The sequence below is a fragment of the Saccharothrix algeriensis genome (assembly GCF_016907655.1).
GTDB lineage: Bacteria > Actinomycetota > Actinomycetes > Mycobacteriales > Pseudonocardiaceae > Actinosynnema > Actinosynnema algeriense.
In genome coordinates, this window is sequence record NZ_JAFBCL010000001.1 from 2,033,098 (window position 1) to 2,051,926 (window position 18,829).

The 18,829-nt window shown below is 72.4% G+C and carries 13 protein-coding genes; 7 read left to right on the forward strand and 6 right to left on the reverse strand.

Features of this window, described 5'->3' with window-relative positions; genetic code table 11:
* Positions 1–173: 173 nt before the first annotated feature.
* Together JOE68_RS09020 and JOE68_RS09025 are read right to left on the reverse strand one after the other, a co-directional pair.
* Positions 174–3,296 carry a translation initiation factor IF-2 N-terminal domain-containing protein gene (locus JOE68_RS09020; protein WP_204841867.1) on the reverse strand — a complete coding sequence of 1,041 codons (3,123 nt, stop codon included), beginning with the start codon at positions 3,294–3,296 and terminating at the stop codon, positions 174–176.
* A 172-nt stretch (positions 3,297–3,468) separates the two neighbouring features.
* On the reverse strand, positions 3,469–4,203 hold the full coding sequence (locus tag JOE68_RS09025; protein WP_239562182.1) for a TIGR03936 family radical SAM-associated protein: 735 nt from the start codon (positions 4,201–4,203) through the stop codon (positions 3,469–3,471).
* A gap of 284 nt (positions 4,204–4,487) precedes the next feature.
* On the opposite strand from JOE68_RS09025, the gene JOE68_RS09030 reads away from it, so the two are divergent.
* Positions 4,488–6,011: a S8 family peptidase gene (locus tag JOE68_RS09030; protein ID WP_204841868.1), complete on the forward strand. Its 1,524-nt coding sequence runs from the start codon at positions 4,488–4,490 to the stop codon at positions 6,009–6,011.
* 787 nt (positions 6,012–6,798) lie between these two features.
* Here JOE68_RS09030 and JOE68_RS09035 read toward each other — a convergent pair.
* Together JOE68_RS09035 and ndk are read right to left on the reverse strand one after the other, a co-directional pair.
* Complete coding sequence (locus JOE68_RS09035) at positions 6,799–8,817, reverse strand: TIGR03960 family B12-binding radical SAM protein (protein WP_204841869.1); 2,019 nt, start codon at positions 8,815–8,817, stop codon at positions 6,799–6,801.
* Between the two features lie 165 nt (positions 8,818–8,982).
* Entirely contained in the window at positions 8,983–9,393 is a 411-nt protein-coding gene (gene ndk / locus JOE68_RS09040; protein WP_204841870.1) for a nucleoside-diphosphate kinase, read from the reverse strand.
* An 84-nt stretch (positions 9,394–9,477) separates the two neighbouring features.
* On the opposite strand from ndk, the gene JOE68_RS09045 reads away from it, so the two are divergent.
* A complete protein-coding gene (locus JOE68_RS09045; protein WP_307819591.1) occupies positions 9,478–10,116 on the forward strand; it encodes a hypothetical protein in 639 nt (212 codons plus the stop codon).
* A gap of 16 nt (positions 10,117–10,132) precedes the next feature.
* On the opposite strand, the gene JOE68_RS09050 is transcribed toward JOE68_RS09045, so the two are convergent.
* Together JOE68_RS09050 and JOE68_RS31015 are read right to left on the reverse strand one after the other, a co-directional pair.
* On the reverse strand, positions 10,133–12,277 hold the full coding sequence (locus JOE68_RS09050) for an alpha-amylase family glycosyl hydrolase (protein ID WP_307819592.1): 2,145 nt from the start codon (positions 12,275–12,277) through the stop codon (positions 10,133–10,135).
* A gap of 116 nt (positions 12,278–12,393) precedes the next feature.
* Positions 12,394–12,624 carry a hypothetical protein gene (locus JOE68_RS31015; RefSeq protein WP_239562183.1) on the reverse strand — a complete coding sequence of 77 codons (231 nt, stop codon included), beginning with the start codon at positions 12,622–12,624 and terminating at the stop codon, positions 12,394–12,396.
* A 1,744-nt stretch (positions 12,625–14,368) separates the two neighbouring features.
* On the opposite strand from JOE68_RS31015, the gene JOE68_RS09060 reads away from it, so the two are divergent.
* The 5 genes from JOE68_RS09060 to JOE68_RS09080 all read left to right on the forward strand — a co-directional run bounded on the left by JOE68_RS09060 (position 14,369) and on the right by JOE68_RS09080 (position 18,804).
* Positions 14,369–15,700, forward strand: coding sequence for a hypothetical protein (locus JOE68_RS09060; RefSeq protein ID WP_204841872.1), 1,332 nt, complete (start codon positions 14,369–14,371; stop codon positions 15,698–15,700).
* Between the two features lie 24 nt (positions 15,701–15,724).
* A complete protein-coding gene (locus JOE68_RS09065) occupies positions 15,725–16,018 on the forward strand; it encodes a hypothetical protein (RefSeq protein WP_204841873.1) in 294 nt (97 codons plus the stop codon).
* Between the two features lie 108 nt (positions 16,019–16,126).
* Positions 16,127–16,663: a hypothetical protein gene (locus tag JOE68_RS09070; protein WP_204841874.1), complete on the forward strand. Its 537-nt coding sequence runs from the start codon at positions 16,127–16,129 to the stop codon at positions 16,661–16,663.
* Positions 16,664–16,886: 223 nt separating this feature from the next.
* Positions 16,887–17,399, forward strand: coding sequence for a sigma factor-like helix-turn-helix DNA-binding protein (locus JOE68_RS32190; protein ID WP_204841875.1), 513 nt, complete (start codon positions 16,887–16,889; stop codon positions 17,397–17,399).
* A complete protein-coding gene (locus JOE68_RS09080) occupies positions 17,392–18,804 on the forward strand; it encodes a hypothetical protein (RefSeq protein WP_204841876.1) in 1,413 nt (470 codons plus the stop codon). The genes JOE68_RS32190 and JOE68_RS09080 overlap by 8 nt, the downstream gene beginning before the upstream one ends.
* Positions 18,805–18,829 lie beyond the last annotated feature (25 nt).

Sequence of the window (18,829 nt, forward strand, 5' to 3'; positions counted from 1 at the left end):
CCACGGGATGTTCGCGTGAACTGGGCTTCGCACGACAGGGCCCACCGGACGGCGGGCCGTGCATCAGGTTACGTGGCGGTGGACTGCGGGGTCAAACCGGGGTGGGTGCGGCCTGACCTCGCAGGTCAACGCCGGTGCGGCCCCGGTGTTCCCGGGGCCGCGCCGGCGGTGGGTCAGCTCTCCTTGACCGCGCCCAGCGGCGGGCCGGCGGGCCGGGAGGCGGCCCGGCGGGTGCGGCGGCGGGTGGCCACCACGGGCTCGCCGTGGCCGTTGAGCGACTGGTCGGCCGCGTTGGCCTCCGCCGTGCCGACCTGGGTGGGCGGCTGGATCCGCGGCTCGCCCGCGGGCTCCGCCTCGTCCGGCCGCGGGGACGGCTCGGGCGTCGCCTGCGCCCCACCCGTCGTGGCCGGGGTGGTCGGTTCCGCGGGCTCGGTGACCCGGACCAGGCCGGGCTGCGCCGGACCGGACCCGGCGCCCGACCGGCTCGGGCCGGTCGAGGTCGGGCCTGCCTCGGCGGAGACGAACCGCGCGAGACCGGACTGGGCGGCGCCGGCCTCGGCCGCGCTCGGCTCGGCCGCCGCGCCGGGTTCGGCGTGCGACCGGGCCTGCGGCTCGGCGGTGGCGTGGGGCTGCCCGGCCTGGGCCTGGCCGGCCTCGACCTGACCGGCCCGGGTCTGCTCAGCCTGGGCCTGCTCAGGCTGGACCTGCCCGGACTGGACCTGCCCGGACTGGACCTGCCCGGACTGGGCCTGCTGAGCGGTCTCGGCCTGCGCCGGCTCGACCGCGGTGCGGTCGGCGGCAACGGCCTCGGCGCGCGCAGCGGGCTCGTCGGGCGTGCCGGCGTCGGAACCGGTCTCGGCGGGCAGCCCGCCGGCGTTCTCGTGACGGGCGGCGGCGCCGGCCTCGCGGCGGGCGCGGCGGCGCTGGCGGCGTTCGCGCTTCGGCTCCGCGACCGCCTCCTCCTCCACCACGGCGGCCAGCGGCTCGTCCGAAGTGGACTGCTCGGTGATCGCCTCGGGCTCCTCGGTGGGCGCGACCACGACCTCGGCCACCGGCTCGGGCGCCTCCGCGCCCTTACCGCGCCGGGACTTGCGGCCCTGCTGCTGTTGCTGCTGGCCGTGGCCGTTGGACGGGCTGTGCGAGTGCACCGGCTCCGTGGACACGACCAGGCCGCGGCCCCGGCAGTGCTCGCAGGTCGTCGAGAACGCCTCCAGCAGCCCCGTGCCGACCCGCTTGCGGGTCATCTGGACCAGGCCCAGCGACGTCACCTCGGCCACCTGGTGGCGCGTCCGGTCGCGCCCCAGGCACTCGGTCAGCCTGCGCAGCACCAGGTCGCGGTTCGACTCCAGGACCATGTCGATGAAGTCGATCACGATGATGCCGCCGATGTCCCGGAGCCGGAGCTGGCGGACGATCTCCTCGGCCGCCTCCAGGTTGTTCCGGGTCACCGTCTCTTCCAGGTTTCCACCCGATCCGGTGAACTTGCCGGTGTTGACGTCGATGACCGTCATCGCTTCGGTCCGGTCGATCACCAGGTAGCCGCCGGAGGGCAGCCAGACCTTGCGGTCCAGCGCCTTGAGCAGCTGCTCGTCGATGCGGTGCTCGACGAACACGTCGCTGTTGCCCACGTGCCGGCGCAGGCGCTCCTGCAGGTCCGGCGCCACGTGGCGGACGTAGGCGTCGATGGTGTCCCACGCGTCCGCGCCCTGCACGATGAGCGCCGAGAAGTCCTCGGTGAACAGGTCGCGCACGACCTTCACCAGCAGGTCCGGCTCCTCGTACAGCAGCTGCGGGGCCTGGGCCCGCGGCACGTCGGCCTTCTCCTTGATGACCTGCCACTGCGCCTGCAGGCGCGTCACGTCGCGGGCCAGCTCCTCCTCGGCGATGCCCTCCGAGGCGGTGCGGATGATCACACCCGCGTCCTCGGGGACCACGCGCTTGAGGATGTCCTTGAGGCGCTTGCGCTCGTTGTCGGGCAGCTTGCGGCTGATGCCCGTCGCGCCGCCGCCCGGCACGTACACCAGGAACCGGCCGGGCAGGCTGATCTGCGTGGTCAGGCGGGCGCCCTTGTGGCCGACCGGGTCCTTGGTGACCTGCACCAGGACGCTGTCGCCGGACGAGAGCGCCTGCTCGATCCTGCGGGCCTTGCCCTCCAGGCCGGCCGCGTCCCAGTCGACCTCGCCGGCGTAGAGCACCGCGTTGCGGCCCCGGCCGATGTCGATGAACGCCGCCTCCATGGACGGCAGGACGTTCTGCACGCGACCCAGGTAGACGTTGCCGACCAGCGAACCGGTGCCGGACGAGGTGACGAAGTGCTCCACGAGCACGCCGTCCTCCAGCACGCCGATCTGGGTGCGGTCGCCGCGCTCGCGCACGACCATGGTGCGCTCGACGGCTTCGCGGCGGGCCAGGAACTCGGCCTCGGACAGCACCGGGGCGCGGCGGCGGCCGGCCTCCCGGCCGTCCCGGCGGCGCTGGCGCTTGGCCTCCAGCCGGGTCGAGCCGCGCACGCTGCGGACCTCGTTCTGGGCGGCCTCGGAGTCGGCCTTGTCGTCGCGGGCGTCGCGGGCGGAGGTCTCGCGGACGTGCACGACGGTGTTCGGCGGGTCGTCCTCGCTCGGGGCGGCTTCGTCGTCCGCGCCGGCCTTGCGGCGGCGACGGCGGCGACGGCGCCGGCTGGTGCCGCCGTCCGACTCCTCGTCCGACGGGCCCTCCTCCTCGGCGGCGGGCTCCTCGGCCTCCGCCTCGGCGGGGTCCTCGGCGTCGTCCTCGCCGTGCCCGTCCTCGCCGACGCCCTTGCCGCGACCGCGACCGCGCCGGCCACGACGACGGCGGCGACGGCCCTCGCCCTCGCCCTCGTCACCGGCGTCGTCGGCGGACGCCTCCTCGACCTGCTCCTCCTCGGGCTCCTCCACCGCGGCGGGCGCCGGGGCGGCGACCGGGGTCGGCGGCAGGAACACCGCGGACGGCGGCGCGAACAGCGGCGCGAGCGCGGCCACCTCGCGGGCCGGGACGGCCGGTTCCTCGGTGGTCTCGTCCACGGCGCCGGTGACGACGTCGTCCCAGTCCAGCAGGCTCTCGGCGACCTTGAGCGCCAGGTCGCGGCTCACGCTGGACTGGGCGCCCTTCACGGTCTCGCCCAGGTCGGCCAGCGCCGCCACGACGTGCTTGCTGCTGGTGCCCAGCAGCTTCGCCAGCGCGTGCACCCTCAGCTTGGCCGGCAGATCGGCCAGCGCGGGGTGTGCGGATGTGGCGTTACCCCCGCCGGCTCCGGCGGGCTTGTTCGTGTTCGACATGCAGCTCCTCCGCCCCCGGGCGCGTCTTGGGCGACGCGGCCGCGCAGGGGCCTCTCTTGTCCACTCACCACCGCGGCTGGCGGCGGGAATCCTCTGCCACGTGCTGTGCACGCGGCACAGCAGGTCCATCTCCCGCGACGACGCCGTCAGCGCCGCTCCGGCGGCAGCCCGGTCAGACCTCCTCCGCCGCCCGGTCAGGGGCGAGCGGGTCGACCAAGCGACCTTCTTCGTCGAGCCGCCCCTGCGCCATCCGGGTCGCCTTCGCGGGCACCGGCGGAACCAGGTCGGCGACGACTCGGAGCGCGCTCAGCACGTCGTCGGGTCGGACGGTAGGGGTTGTCTGCCGCACGACCACCACGAGTATCCCACATGGTCGCGACAAATCCCGTGCATCGTGTCCCGCGTCGCTCGATTGCCCGCCCACCTGGGGCGATCCGGGCGCCTCCGCGTCGGGGGGCCGCACCTCCGCGGACACCACGGCCGGCCGCACGTCGACGACCTTCTTGCCGTCCTTGGTCAGCCGCTCCACCTCGACGGAGTCCGCCGCGAGGAACGCCGCCACCGCGTCGGTCAACCGTTCGGGTGACACACCGGGGAGTTCCACCTGCCAGGCGCTGGCCTCGATCCGCTCGGGCAGCGCGCCGCCCGCCGCCTGCACCACCTCGACCACGTCCAGGCCGGGCGGCAGCACCGCGTCCAGCGCGGCCCGCAGCGCGGCCGGGTCGACCCGCTCCACGACCTGGACCTCGACGTACTCCGCCTCGCTGGCCACGCCCGTGGGTGCGGCGCCGACCCACGAGACCTTCGGGTGAGGGCTGAAGCCCTGGGAGTACGCCATGGGCACGCCGGCGCGGCGCAGCGCGCGCTCGAAGGTGCGAGCGATGTCACGGTGCGACGTGAACCGCAACCGGCCGCGCTTGGCATAACGCAGCCGGAGCTTCTGGACCGGTGCGGCCGACGGGTTGGGCTGCTGCTGGCGGCTCAGTGCTACTCCCCTTGGGTACCGGGTGGGGTTCCGACGGGGTGAGCACCCCAACGGTCCACGCTTCTACTCCAGCAGGACGGTACCTTGGTGGCCTTCGACACCGTTGAGCTTGTCTGGTTCGTCCCGCCTGGCTACCGTCCGGCGACAGAGGTCCCACTGACGGCCGCCGCCGTGGTCGATCGGCTGCCCAGCCCTGGAGGTCCCCCGTGCCTCTGCTCCGCCGCGTCCACGCGGTCGCGGTCAGCGCGGCGCTGCTCGCGACCGGTTGCTTCGCGCCGGGCGCGCACGCCACCGTCCCGGTCGACGAGGCCCCGGCCGTCGCCGACTGCATCCAGCCCGGTCCGACGCTGCGCTACCTGGTCGTGCTCGACGCCGGGACCAGCGAGCCGCTGGCCGACGCGATGATCGCGCGCGCGTGCGGCACGACGACCGGCTACTACCCGCAGATCGGCGTCGCCGTGGCGGTCTCGGCCGACCCCGGCTTCGGCCGCAAGATCGGGCTGGACCGGGCGTACAGCGCGCAGGCCGACGGCCTGTCCAAGCGCACCGGGGCGCCGGCCCGGAAGAAGGACGACGAGACGCCGTCCGGGCGGTCGTCCCCGATCGGTTCGGTCGACCGCACCGCCGAGCAGTGGGACATGGAGCTGATCCGGGCCGCCGAGGCGCACGCCATCAGCAAGGGCAGCCGGGACGTGGTGGTCGGCGTGCTCGACTCGGGCATCGACCCGACGCACCCGGACCTCGTGGGCGCGCTCGACCCGGCGTTGTCCGCGGGCTGCACGACAGGTGTGGCGAATCCCGCACAGGCCGCGTGGTCGCCGACGACCTCCGCGCACGGCACGCACGTCGCGGGCACCATCGCCGCGGCCGACGACGGGTTGGGGACGACCGGTGTCGCGCCCGGTGTGCGCATCGCATCGGTGAAGGTCGTGGACGACGACGGGTTCATCTACCCGGAGTACGCGGTGTGCGGGTTCATGTGGGCCGCCGCACACGGCATGACCATCACCAACAACAGCTACTTCATCGACCCGTGGGTGTTCACCTGCCAGAACAAGGTCGGCCAGGCCGTCGTGTACGAGGCCGTGCGGCGTGCGGTGGAGTTCGCGAACGGGCGTGGCGTGCTGACCGTGGCGGCGACGGGCAACGGGGGCGTGGACCTGTCGAAACCCGGGCAGGACGCGCAGAGCCCCACCAACGCCGCCCCGGAGGACGTCAAACCGCGTCCGGTGGACAACACGTGTCTGGTGCTGCCCGCGCAGTTGCGCAACGTGGTGGCCGTGTCGTCCGTGGGTGTGAGCAAGGTGAAGGCCGGTTACAGCTCGTACGGGCTGGGCGCGGTGGACGTGACCGCACCGGGCGGCGACCGCAAGCAGTCCCCGGAGGAGGGGCAGCCGTGCGTGCTGTCGACCGTGCCTTCGGGGTACGACTACTCGTGCGGCACTTCCATGGCGGCTCCGCACGTTTCCGGGGTGGCGGCGCTGCTCGCTTCTTCGCACCCGACGGCGACGGCGGGCGAGCTGAGCCGGATGCTGAACTCGCAGGCGGAGACGCTGCCCTGTCCGGCCGATTACGACTTGAACGGGACGGGCGTCCAGGACGCCTTCTGCACCGGGTACTCGGAGTACAACGGCTTCTACGGGCACGGGTTGGTGAACGCCGAGGCGGCGGTTTCGGAATTCAAGGTTCCCGACTTCAAGATCCCTGCGGGTGGTTTGTCCGAGAATTAGCGGCGATTTCGGCTCGCGATGCCGCGGTCGCGGTGTTCAGCGCGCGCATAACGCGGGTCGGGTGACGTGTGAACGCGCAGTGCGCCGCAAATCACCGGTTCGGGTGAAGGCACCTGCCGGAGCGCCTTTGCCGCGGTCGGCCCGAACGCTCGACGAGCGAAGCCTCCAGCGACGACGGGCGGCTGGTCGGTCGGTCGGTCGGTCGGAAGCCTGGCTGCATCCGACGCCTCGCGGCTAACTGGTCCTCCCCATGACGGGCTGACCGAGGGGGTACAGGCCGAGGCTTGCCAAGCTCAGGGGCCGAGGTGCGTCCGTCCCGTGCGGACCGAGCCGGCTTCCACCCACCGCACCTGTTGCCACCTCATCAGAGCCACCACACCGCAGCGCCGCCTGCCGCGGTGCCGCCTGCCGCGGTGCCGCCTGCCGCGGTGCCGCCTGCTGGAGCGCTGCCCGCCAGACCACGACTGCGGCTGGCGAGCCAACCCGCCACCTCGGACAGCCGCCGGGTTCACCACAACGCCGGTCGGCAGTCGGACGGACCAGGCTCAGCGCAGCGGACGAGTCCTCCAGCGCGGGGGCGTCGCGGCAGGCTCCGCCGAGGTGCACGCGGTAGACCACGTGCCCGGCGGGATGGCAACTGCGTGAGCGGCGGTGCGGTGGGAGCGGGGTGGGTACTGGGGGCAGTGGGGTGGGTGGGGATGGAGTGGGCGGGGTGGGGCTCAGGGGACCGGCGGGGCAGGGAGGCCGGGGTCGAGGTAGTGGTGGGTGGTTCGCGGGGTTCGTTGTCTCACCGAGTGGCGGGAGGGGTGGTTTCGTACAGGATTTCGGTGGATTCACCCGGAGGTGTGGCGGTCAGGGCCGGGTTGCGAACCGGGGAGCCCTTGCCCACCGGGGAGATGGGGAGCAGGGTGCGGCCGGTGGGGCCCACTTCGATGTCCGTGCCCATCGCCGGGCAGACGCCGCAGTCGAAGCAGGGCGTCCAGCGGCAGTCGTCCTGCTCGCGCTCGTCCAGCGCGTCCTGCCAGTCGGCCCACAGCCATTCCTTGTCCAGGCCCGAGTCCAGGTGGTCCCAGGGCAGGACTTCCAGCTCCTCGCGCTCCCGCGTCGTGAACCAGTCCAGGTCCACGCCGAGCGGGGCCAGCTCGGTGTTCGCCGCCGTCACCCAGCGCTCGTAGGAGAAGTGCTCCGACCAGCCGTCGAAGCGCCCCCCTTCCCGCCACACGCGCTCGATGACCCGCCCGATCCTGCGGTCGCCGCGCGAGAGCAGACCTTCGATCAGGGACGGCTGGCCGTCGTGGTAGCGCATGCCGATGTTGCGGCCGAGCGCGCGGTCGGCGTTGACGGCTTCGCGGAGCTTGCGCAGGCGGCTGTCCACTGTGGCCGGATCGCACTGCGCGGCCCACTGGAACGGCGTGTGGGGCTTCGGCACGAAGCCGCCGATCGAGATGGTGCAGCGGATGTCCTTGCGACCGCTCACCTCGCGCCCCGCGCGGATCACGTTCTTGGCCATCTCCGCGATCTGGAGGACGTCGTCGTCGGTCTCCGTGGGCAGGCCGCACATGAAGTACAGCTTCACCTGCCGCCACCCCGCCGCGAACGCCGCGCTGACCGTGCGGATCAGGTCCTCTTCGGACACCATCTTGTTGATGACCCGGCGGATGCGCTCGCTGCCGCCCTCCGGCGCGAACGTCAGGCCCGAGCGGCGGCCGTTGCGGGACAGCTCGTTGGCCAGGTCGATGTTGAACGCGTCGACGCGCGTGCTGGGCAGCGACAGGCTGGTGTTGGTGCCCTCGTAGCGGTCCGCCAGCCCCTTGGTGACCTCGGCGATCTCCGAGTGGTCCGCGCTGGACAGCGACAGCAGGCCGACCTCTTCGAAGCCCGTCGCCTCCAGGCCGCGCTGCACCATCGCGCCGATGCCCTCGATCGACCGCTCGCGCACCGGCCTGGTGATCATGCCCGCCTGGCAGAAGCGGCAGCCGCGCGTGCAGCCGCGGAAGATCTCCACGCTCATCCGCTCGTGCACGGACTCCGCCAGCGGCACCAGGGGCTGCTTCGGGTACGGCCACGCGTCGAGGTCCATCGTGGTCCGCTTGAACACGCGGTACGGGACGCGTTCGCGGTTGGGCACGACGCGCTGGATGCGGCCGTCGGGCAGGTACTCGACGTCGTAGAACCGGGGCACGTAGACGCCGCCGGTCTCGGCCAGGCGGGTCAGGAGCTCGTCGCGACCGCCGGGGCGGCCCTCGGCCTTCCACGCCCGCACCAGGTCGGTGATCTCCAGGACGGCTTCCTCGCCGTCGCCGAGCACCGCCGCGTCGACGAACGGCGAGATCGGTTCCGAGTTGAACGCCGCGTGGCCGCCGGCCACCACGACCGGGTCGTCCTCGGTGCGGTCGGCCGCGTGCAGCGGGATGCCGGCCAGGTCGAGCGCCGTGAGCAGGTTGGTGTAGCCGAGTTCGGTGGCGAAGCTGACGCCGAGCAGGTCGAACGCCTTGACCGGCCGGTGCGCGTCCACCGTGAACTGGGGGACGCCGTGCTCGCGCATGAGCCGTTCGAGGTCGGGCCAGACCGCGTAGGTGCGCTCGGCCAGCACGTCGGGCTGCTCGTTGAGGACCTCGTAGAGGATCATGACGCCCTGGTTGGGCAGGCCGACCTCGTAGGCGTCCGGGTACATCAGGGCCCACCGCACGTTCGCGGCGTCCCAGTCCTTGACGGACGCGTTCAGCTCCCCGCCGACGTACTGGACCGGCTTGGAGACCCTCGGCAGGAGGGGCTCCAGCGCTGGGAAGACCGACTCGACGCTCACGCGGTCCAGGGTAACGGCACCGCCAGGGCGCGGTTGAACAGCGGTCCCGCGGGGTCGGGCCCGCCGTCCCGAGCGCCGCGTTCACTCAACCGAGTGAAATCGGCGGGGTCCCGCTGCACCGACGGCCCGGACCGGAGTGCGGTCCGGGCCGTCGGGAACGGCGGCTCAGAGGCTCGGGAACCAGAGCTTGATCTCGCGCTCGGCCGACTCGGGCGAGTCCGAGCCGTGGACGAGGTTGAACTGGACCTCCAGGCCGAAGTCACCGCGGATCGTGCCCGGCGTGGCCTTCTCCACCGGGTCGGTGCCGCCGGCGAGCTGGCGGAACGCCGCGATCGCGCGCGTGCCCTCGACCACGGCGGCCACGAGCGGACCGCCGGTGATGAACTCGACGAGGTCGCCGAAGAACGGCTTGCCGTCGTGCTCGGCGTAGTGCTGCTCGGCGGTCGCGCGGTCCACGGTGCGCAGTTCGAGCGCGGCCAGGGTGAGGCCCTTGCGCTCGATGCGGGAGAGGACCTCGCCGACCAGACCGCGGCTCACGCCGTCGGGCTTGATCAGGACCAGGGTGCGCTCGCTCACGGCCGTCGGTGCTCCTTCGTGCGAAGTGGGGCAGGAAGTGCTCGGGATGGGTGAAGAGTAGCCGGGGGTGCGATAGTGCCGGCTGTGACCACCGAGAACGCCCATCTCGGCACCGCCCTCACCGGGGGCGCCGTGTTGTTCGTGCTGCTGCGCCTGCTGGCCGTGTCTCACTACGACTGGCACACGACGTTCGCGCTGCTGCACACCCTGGACCTGGAGGACGCGCCCGGTCTGTTCCTGGGCACGTTCATGGCGGACCGGCGGATCAGCACGGTGCTGCTGGTGCTGATGGTGCCGTTGGCGGCGTTCTACGCAGCGGCCACCCGGTCCCGGTACGCGCCCCTGGTGGTGACGGTGCTGGTGGCGTTTTTGGTGGCGCACGTGCGGACCTACCACCAGTGGTGGGTCCCGGTCACGGCGGTGGTGCTCGCTGCGGGGTTGGTGGTGTCCGCCATCCGGCGGAAGGGGGACGAGCCGGGGCCGGTGCGGTTCGTGGTGCGGCGCATCGGGTTGGTCGTCGGCGTGGTCGCGCTGGTCGTGGCGGCGGTCGTCGCGACGCCGTGGGTGCCGCGGGAGCGCATCGAGACCACCACCGGCACGTTCGAGGTCTACGTCGTGGAGACCAGTCCCGGGTTCCTCAAGGTGTTGGGCGCCCAGGGGCACGAGTTCCGCATCCTGCGCGACGACGAAGTGCTCTCCCGCGTCGAGTTGGCCGACCACTAGGGGCGGCTCGGTCCGTTCATCGCGCGGCAGCGGGCGGTGCGGCGGCCAATGACACTGCCGCTCCGTCGGCGCCCGGCGGGCCGGCGGAGCCCTTCGCCACCACCCGGAGTTCGACCCGCTTGCCGACCGCCGCGCCGGGCAGCCGGGCGAGGTCCGCGTACACCCGGTACGGCGCGGTGTCGTCGGTGCCCAGCACCGTCCAGCCGGGCGCCCCCTCGACCTCCGCCGCGAACGTGGCCTGCGCGAAGGGCGCCGTGATGCCGTCGGCCCGCAGTTCCACCCGGTCGTCCAGGCGCGTGCCGGCGGGCGGCACGACCAGCGTCGGCGCGGGAACGGCCGCCCTCAGGCGCCTCGTCCCCTCGAGCACCACCACCGACAGCGGTGGCACGGTGACCGCGACCTCGCCGGCCGCCGCCGGGATCGGGGGCCCGCCGGCGGGTCGGACCGGTCGCATCGCCGCGCTGCCCACCGGGACGTCGACCGACGCGGCGGTCGTGCCGGCGTTGGCCACGACCAGGTGCTCGACCTGCTCGGCCGCGGCCACCCGGCTGAACGCGATGACGTCGCCCGAGGCGTACCGCAGCGTCTGGTTCCCCGTGCGCCACACCGGGTCGGAGTCGACGAACGCGGCCAGGTCCCGCAACTGCCGGTACAGCGGGTGGTCGACCGAGAAGTTGTCCACCGCGCCGGTCCGGTCGCTGCCGACGAGGTCCTCCGCCCGGTACTCGGGCGTGCGGGACGCGAACAGGTCCTGCCGCGCCGCCTTGTCGCCGCCGCTGCCGGCGAAGCCCTGCTCGTCGCCGTAGTAGACGACCGGGTTGCCGCGCCACAGGTACATCAGGGCGTTGCCGAGCTCCAACCGCGCCAGCAGCTCGGTTTCGCCCACGCCCGGCCGGTCCCGGCGGATCGACCACGCGATGCGGCCCAGGTCGTGGTTGCCCAGGAACGTCGGCAGCGACGAGGCGTTGGAGTCCGCGTCGGTGTACCGGTCGTCGTCCGCCAGCACCTCGCCCAGCCGCTGCGAACCGCGCCCCGCCAGGAACGCCGCGGCGCCGCTCTGGAACGGGAAGTCCAGCGCTGCCTGCATCCGCCCGGTGGTGGTGTAGCGGGACGTGAACGCCGGGTCCGCGTCGAACACCTCGCCGAACACGAAGAAGTCCTTCTTGCCGCGCTGGGCCGCGTACCGCTCCACGTGGGGCGCGAGCGCTTGCCAGAACTCGATGTTGACGTGCTTGACGGTGTCGACGCGGTAGCCGTCGATGTCCAGCACGTCGATCCAGTGGGTGAAGACGCGCTTCATGCCCGCCACGACGGCCGGGTGCTCGGTCATCAGGTCGTCGAGGCCGAAGAAGTCGCCGTACTCGGTGGATTCCCCGCTGAACGTCGAGTCGCCGCGGTTGTGGTAGAGCGAGGGGTCGTTGAGCCAGGCCGGTGACTTCCCGCCGCGCACCACGGGGGTGTAGGGGGCGGTGAGCTCCGGGAAGTCCTCCTGCCCGGCGATGGCGGAGATGTCGACCGGCTGCCCCGACTCGTCCAGGTAGGGGGCCTCGCGCGTGGAGACGTAGTCGTAGCGGCCCTCCGCGTAGGAGATGAGGTCGGCGGTGTGGTTGGCGACGATGTCGAAGAACACCTTGATGCCGTGCCGGTGCGCGTCGGAGATCAGCCGCCGCATCTCGTCGGTGGTGCCGAAGTGCGGGTCGAGCCGGGTGTAGTCGGTGGTCCAGTAGCCGTGGTAGCCGGCGGAGGCGTCCGCGCCCGTGCCCTGTACCCAGCGGTTGCGGAACACCGGCGTCAGCCAGAGCGCCGTGACGCCCATCCCGTCCAGGTAGTCGATCCGGTCGCGCAGGCCCTTGAGGTCCCCGCCGTGGTAGAAGCCCCGGTCCGACGGGTCGAACCCGGTCTCCAGCCGGTCGGTGCGCGCGGACCCGCCGCGGTCGTTGCCGGTGTCGCCGTTGGCGAACCGGTCGGGCAGCGCGAAGTAGAACCGCTCGCCCGCGAGGTCGTCGCGCACCGCGTCGCGCGCCAGGGCCCGGTCGCCCGGCCGGGCGCCGGGCGCGAGGTCTTCGACCGCCCCGATCGCCATTCCCGGGGCGGGCGCCGCCGGGGCGGTCACCAGTCCGGCGAGGAACGAGCCGACGACGAACCCCACGCGCAGGCGCACGGCGACCTCCCTGTCGCAGGCGGGCCTCCACCCGGTTGCACACCGGGTGGAGGCCCACGCAACCACGACCGCGGTGGCGGGGCAATCCGCCGGACGAGGCGGGGACCCGCGTCAGGTCACCGGCGCTGGGGCCGCAGCGACTTCGACCACAGCGACGAGCCCGTGGTGTCGCGCAGCCACACCGTGAGGTCGCCGTCCCGCGTGCACGCGGTGTCGCAGCACCCGCTAGCACGGGCGTGGCAGGGGACATGGGTGCGCCTGGTGCTCACCGCCGTGCCCCTGGTCGCGCCGGTCGGTGCATTGGGCTGGTCGACCACGGGCGTGGTCGGGCCTAACGTCGGCCTCACCGGCCCGGTGTGCAAGCAGGAGTTTCCTCGGCGAGGACGATGCGCAGCAGAGGGCTGACGAGGCTCGAACGTCCTTACTGATCACCCGTGCCCGGCGAACGACCGCCGTCAGGCGGTTGCCCGCCGACCGTCCGCAGCCCGGCCGCGGGGGGCTGTCCAAGGTGGACGACGGACTACGTCCGAAGTCTGGGCCATCCCGGACAAGCTGCACAGTCGGCTCGACAACCGGTTCGCGCTGAAGGACATGACCTGCCAGGCGTCGGAGACGTCCTGGGCGCAGGCGCCTACAAGGGCGCCCCGGTACGTCGCCGGGGCGGCCTCGGTGCGCTCGAGGCCCGGAAGTTGCGCCTGTTCACTCTCGCCGGTCTCATCGTGGGCGTGCTGCCGGAGTGGGCGTGCTGCCGGAGCCGCTGAAGGGGCTGTCCACCCGATACAACCGCCTCAGCCCAACGCAAGCCCTACCGTCGGCACGCGTTCATCCCCGCGTGCCCGAGAGCTGTTCGACGGCACCGCCCGTCGTGTGAGCAGCCGTCCTCATCACAGGCGGTTCGGCCTTGCCGGCGTCGTACGTGGTGGCGATCCGACAGGCCCCGAGTTCCCGGTCAACCGGGACGTGCTGGGCCGCGCGACGGAGGCGACGCCGGCGGACAACCGGTGGATGCATCCGCCGACCGGCACCGAGCTGCCCGGTGCGCACGGGCGCCGAGCCGGCCGGACAACACTCCTCAACCGCCCGGAACCAGTCATCGCACCTCAAGCAGTGCCGGTGGAGCAGGTCCGGTCCGGTCGGCCCGGCCACTCCGGCGGAGGTGCCGTTGCCTCACGCCCTGGGGTGACATCCCCAGCACCAAACCGAGTTCCTCCCAGGTCCGGGTGCTCCTCCGGCGGTCAGCGGCTCCGCTACCGGCGCGTCGCGCCTCCGCCAGGAGGCCGTCAGCAAGGCTTTCTGCTGCGGAACGGACTCTGTCCGCAACCCACAGCTGCGCCAGGATCGGATCGTCGAACTGCCCCTCCACTTCTGAAGCCAACTGCCGGACTGCCCTTTCCACATGATCATGAAATACTTCCGCTCCCCCCACGAAAGAAAGTGTATACATAATCAGGCGCACATGGACAACATTAGTTCGGACCACCAGGGACAACAACCGTTCAAACCAATACCCGTTTTTACCCCGGACAGGGCAACAGCGATGCCCAACTCCAGCCACGGACCGCGAAGGGTATCGAACCTCGCGGTGGAATCGGCGGGAAACTCACCGAAAGTGAACAGACCATCCCCCGACAGTCCGTGCACGACAAGCCGGCGAGCTGTGGAAGTCTCACCCGTAAGGAGTATTGAAGGACCACACCGATCGCCAGCATCGTGGTTGCCACGACACCGACTGGCCACTCACCGAAGAGCGCGCCTGGCGGTATCGACGAAATTTTGAGCCCAGGCAGCGCTGCCGCGTCCCACCGGACAGCTCCACCAGTGCCGGCAGGACGGGCTCGAAGCGAGGAACAGCACAATCCCGCACTCGACTTCCGCCGATGACGGACGCTTCCGAGCGGGCAGCGGGGATTCGGAAAAGCGTTGATTACCGCCCGACCGGCGACTCGAGCAAGAACGGGGGCGCACGGATCGGCGGCCCGAGCGGCCGGGGCGGGTCACAACAACGAGCGACAGGAGGTGGTGAGCCGTCGACCGGAACTGTTTCGCACGACTTCCTTACCAGTTGACGTCAGATGTGATCAGGGGGAATCCATGGTAACCGACTCCGACCGCACGGCCAGATCATACGTCGTCCTGGCACTTGTTGCCGCGCTGGCCTTCGCCGCCACTCCAGCCACCAGTGGAGCCGTTGCCGCTTCCGCATCGGAACAGAGCACCGTGCTGGCACGGGTCCAGGAGCAATCACTGGAGCTGACCTTTTCGGACGGATCCGGTGTCGACCGCGCCGTAGTCGACGACCGCACGCACCGGGTCCTGTGGCGGGGAACGGATGCGTCCACAAGCCTGCCGCTGTCGCGCTCGTCGTCCGCCCACGTGGTCGTCGTCTCCATGACCGCGCGGGGAGCCGAGCCGGTGGCTGCGGTAACGGCCACCAACCCGGACCCGTCATCGCGACTCACCCCGCTGACCGCCGTCACCACGACCACGGAGACCTCGGTGGCCTGGGAAGCGATTCCCGGTGCCACCTCCTACGCGATAACAGCGGGGCGGGCAGACGAGGCCCGGCAGGTCGCCAGCACCACGGAAGCAAACGCAGCCTTACCGGTCGGCTTGGGGCAGACTGCACAGTACCAATTTACCAGCAACTCGATTCACGCCGACTCGAGCGAGGGCAGCGACAGCGGGCCTGTCAGCTACCGGTACGGCGTGGAGATCACCCCACCGACCACGGTGATCGCCAAGATTCCGGCATCCGCGAAGACCGGTGACGAGGTCCCCGCGGCCCCCACTGCGATCATCAACACCGAAAACTCTTACGAAGCTTTCATCCCCACCGAGTACATCGACGCCCCCGAAGATCCGTTCGGGATCAGCTGCGAGGGCGACTGGAGCGGCACCGACTGGCACTACAGCGGGGACAACCGCGGCGTCGGCTGGAACACTGGCCGGTATCGGACCAGGGCTGTTTCCAACATGTTGTGGATCGGCAGCACGACGCTGTCGAGCAAGGACGTCAAACCCACCAGCCGCTACGAACGCAAGGACAACGGGGAGTTCGTCTACGAGTCCACCCGCACCGCCGATGCCGACGACTTCGACGTCCGGGCCTTGAGCAACGATGGGCGGTACGCGCGCAACGTCATCGAGCACGATGTGGGCAACCCCTACTGCAACCCCTTCGCCGGCATCACCTACGCCAATCAGCAGGACATCTACCAGGACGGTCGGCACTGGATCTACGGATCGCACGACAAGATGCCCGATCACCAGTTCTTCCGGCTCGACTTCATCCAGGAAGACCCCGATGACCCCGGTAGCCCGATCACCGAGGACTTGAAGTTGGTCTTCCACCACGAACTGGAGGACCCCACCTGCCTGGTGGGTATCGTGTGTGGCTCGTGGCGTTATCAGTACGTGCGATGAGACGGGCCTAGGAGGCTGGTGAGGATGGGGCGGACCAGGCAGAAAACGGTGTTACGCCGGTTCCTGGCGCTGGCGGTGTTCGTCTTTTTCATGTACTGGTCCGTCTTCCTCGCCAGCCTTCTCGGCTGGAGCGCGACACCGCGCGGTCCGCACCGCCTCACCGAGAACTGGCATCTGCCCCTGCTGGCGATCGGCACGGGAGTGCTGGCCGTTGCCTTCGCCAGACGCATCCTCGGCCGCCGCGTCCTGTCGCCGTGGCTTCTGCTCGCCGCACTGCCCGCCGTCTACTTCACCTTGGTGGAGACCGGCGCAGCCTGAGGTGACGGCTGCGGGTTCCGGAGCTGTGCCGCTCGACGGTTCGGGCGGTGGACGTCGGTGGTGCACGGCGCGCACGTCTTGCGTGGCCAGGCTCGAAAAGGGGATCGGGTGGACGTCGGCGCGTGGGTGAAGCTCGTGACGAGGGGGGCGGCGCAGGCGAGCGCGGTGGTCGTGGTCGACGGCCGGGAGGTCTCGCGGCACCGGCTCGACGCCGCCGACGAGCTGCACTGGGAGTACTCGGTGCGGCTGGGGGACGAGGAGGTGCGGGAGTGGTGCGACGGTCGCGAGCTGGTGCGCGTGGCCAACGGGCGGACGACCCGGTCGCCGGTGCCCGGCCCGGACGCGTCGCCGGACGAGCCGTGGTGCTTCTCCGCGTGGACCGGCGTGGTCGACGGGTGGCTGGTGGAGCTGCTGCGGCCGGTGGACCTGCTGTCCAGGGTCGTGGTCGCGGACGTGGTCGCTGACGGCGGCGCGGTGCGGGTCGCGGCGCGGCCCAGGGGCAACGAGCCCTCCCCCTACAGCGGGTTGGCGGTGCCGGACGGCAGGTCGCTCGACCTGCTCCTCGACGTCGGGTCGGGGTGCTTCACCGAGGCGGTGGTCACCGCCGCCGGATCCGTGCGGCGCTACCGGGTGACGCTTGCCTGACCTCGGCCGGGGCGCGTGGCCCTCGGGCAGCGCCTGCTCGACGCCCCCGCCGCGGCCCGGCCCGGCGGTGGCGGACGCCTGCCAGGTCGACATGCGCGCCTGACCCGGGCCCCGTGGCACCCCGGTGCCCGACCACCACCGCGCCGGCAGGAGGTGTCAACCTCCGGGGCGGTCAGGTCGGTTACAGGAGGTGAAGGACCGGCCGGGTGATGAAGGGCAGCGGGTGGCCAGTGTCGACGAGGGCAGCTACGCGGAGTTCGTGCGGACTGGGTACGGGGGGTGGTTCCGGTATGCCGTGGCGTTGACCGGCGGGGATCGGGACCGGGCGTACGACCTGGTGCAGGAGGCGCTGGCGCGGTGCCTGCGGCGGGCGGGCAAGGGGTGGACGGGGCTGTCCGCCGCGTACGTGCACGCGGCGGTGCTGAACGTCTTCCGGGACGGGTTGCGGCGGGGCGAGCGGTCGCTGCGGCGGGAGCTGCGGGTGGCGGTGCCCGACGTCGTGCCCGACGTGGCCGACCCGGTGGTGGACCGGGCGCAGGTGATGCGGCTGCTGGGGCAGGTGTCGGCGCGGCAGCGCGAGGTGCTCGCGGCGCGCTACCTGCTGGACCTCAGCGAGCGCGACGCCGCCCGGCTGCTCGGCTGTTCGGTGGGGTCGGTGAAGACGCTGACCTCGCGGGGGCTGGCCAGGCTGCGGGCGGTGCTGGGTACGAGGAAGGGCGCAGGGGTCGATGGGTGAGCGGGACGCTCGGGGGCAGGACCACGCCGACGCGCGGCTGGGGCGGGCGCTGCGGGACGCCCTGCGGGACGCCCCGGACGGCGTGCCGGACCCGCGGCGGGTGGAGGAGGCGGTGCGGGCGGTCCTGGCGGCGGCGCCCGCGCGGCGGTCGCGGCGGGGCGCCTGGCTGGCCGCCGCGGTGGCCACGGTGGTGTTCGTCGGCGTGGCGGCCGGCTGGCAGCTCGCGCGCCGCCCGGCCGGCCCGGAGCCGGCGACCGTTCCCGCGCTGCGGTTCTCGCCGACGCAGGAGCGCGACCCGCAGGTGCTGCTGTCGGGGCTGGCCGGGCTGGCCGAGCGGCAGCCGGGGCCCGCGGGGTCGGGGTCGTGGCTGTACCGGGTCGGCCGGCAGTGGAACTTCGGCACGGCGGGCAGCACCAGCGGGCAGGTGCTCGCGGCGGGCCTCGGCGAGGACTTCTCGCAGTCCTGGACGGGCGCGGACGCGTCGGTGCGGGGCAGGCGGGCCTCGGTGGACCCGCCGGGGGGCGGCGGGGGGACCCTGGTGGTCGACCACCCCGCGAAACCCGCCGGGGAGGCGCTGCCGCCGGTGGGGGCGGCGTCGGCGGAGCAGGTCCGCGAGTGGCTGTTCGGGCAGGTGCGGTCGGGGACGTCCACGAGCCCGGGCGACGAGCGGTCCACCGCGCAGTGGTTCGAGGCGGTGGGCAGCGAGCGGGCCGCGGACGACCCGGTGTTCGCGGCCGTCGGGCTGCGGATCCTGGCCTCGCTGCCCGGGATCACCGTGGAGGGCGAGACGCGGGACCGGGCCGGGCGGCGGGCGGTGGCGGTGTCCGCGGTGTCCGACCGGCCCGGCAGCCGCTTCCCCCGGCAGCGGCTCTACCTGCTGATCGACCCGCGGACGGGCATGGTGCTGGCCCGCGAGGCGGTGGCGCTGACCGTCGACGAGGACGCGCTGGGCACGTCGGTGCCGGTACCCACCACCACCGGCTACCGCCTGTGGTTCCCCGGGGTGTTCGTCGCCGACGAGCGCACCAGGGCGTTCCTGGCGGCCGACCCGGCCGCCGGCGCGGTGGCCGCGGTGCGGGGGCGGGCGTGGTGCTTCCGGTCGGCGGACCTGCGCGACCGGTCCGAGGCGGTCGGCACCGGCGACCCGGCCACGCCCGAGGGCCTCGGCGGCAAGGAGCGCGGCCCCGTCGAGGTCTGCTCGTCGACCTGGGAGGGGGACTCCTACGGCTGGGTGTCGGGGTCGGGCGAGCCCGACCGGCACGCCCGCGGCGGGCACACCGCCCCGCCGCTGGTCGCGTGCGTGGTCACCGAGCAGGTGCCCGGCGTGGAGCCGACGACGGTGGTGGGCGTGTTCCCCGGCGGGCAGGGCACGTGCGCGGCGCTGGGGCTGCCCGACGCCCGGTGAGCCGCCACGCCGCAGGGGGCTGCCC

What these genes read in the sequence shown, in the direction of transcription:
- JOE68_RS09060 (WP_204841872.1), top strand. Translation starts at nt 14,369, where the DNA reads ATGGTAACCGACTCCGACCGCACGGCCAGATCATACGTCGTCCTGGCA.
- JOE68_RS09020 (WP_204841867.1), bottom strand. Translation starts at nt 3,296, where the DNA reads ATGTCGAACACGAACAAGCCCGCCGGAGCCGGCGGGGGTAACGCCACA.
- JOE68_RS09065 (WP_204841873.1), top strand. Translation starts at nt 15,725, where the DNA reads ATGGGGCGGACCAGGCAGAAAACGGTGTTACGCCGGTTCCTGGCGCTG.
- JOE68_RS09080 (WP_204841876.1), top strand. Translation starts at nt 17,392, where the DNA reads ATGGGTGAGCGGGACGCTCGGGGGCAGGACCACGCCGACGCGCGGCTG.